Genomic DNA, 493 nt, shown 5'->3' with positions numbered 1-493 from the left:
CGCCAGCGCCACGCGCTGGCGCTGGCCGCCGGAAAGCTGGTGCGGCTTGCGTCCGCCAAGCTTGCCGAGCTGCACGAGGTCGAGCGCGCGCTGCACTTCGGTGGCGATCGTCGCCTTCGCCTCGCCGCGCACCGAGAGGCCGAAGGCGACATTGTCGGCGACGCTCATATTGGGGAACAGCGCATAGTTCTGGAAAACCATGCCGATGCGGCGCTTTTCGACCGGCACGCGCTCGACGCTCTCGCCGCCGATGGCGATGCGGCCGGCATCAGGAAAATCGAAACCGGCGATCTGCCTGAGCAGAGTCGTCTTGCCGCTGCCCGACGGCCCGAGCAGCGCGTAGAAGCCGCCATCGGCGAAATCGATCGAGACATCGTCCAGCGCCTTGTGCGCGCCGAAACTGCGGGAGACGTTCGCGACCTGGACGCCTGCCATTATTTCTCTCCGCCGAATTTGAAGAAACGCGCCGTGAGCAGCATCAGCGCCATCGACA

The 493-nt window shown here is 65.7% G+C and carries 1 protein-coding gene; it reads right to left on the bottom strand.

Annotation, left to right across the window (positions count from 1 at the left end; all coding sequences use genetic code 11):
- A partial coding sequence (locus tag EOD07_RS36965) for an ABC transporter ATP-binding protein (protein WP_164772988.1) occupies nucleotides 1-435 on the bottom strand: 435 nt, incomplete at its 3' end.
- Nucleotides 436-493 lie beyond the last annotated feature (58 nt).

The organism is Mesorhizobium sp. M2C.T.Ca.TU.002.02.1.1 (assembly GCF_003997225.1).
The sequence above is the reverse complement of the archived record's forward strand: the minus strand, read 5'-3'. Positions and strand labels throughout refer to the sequence as shown.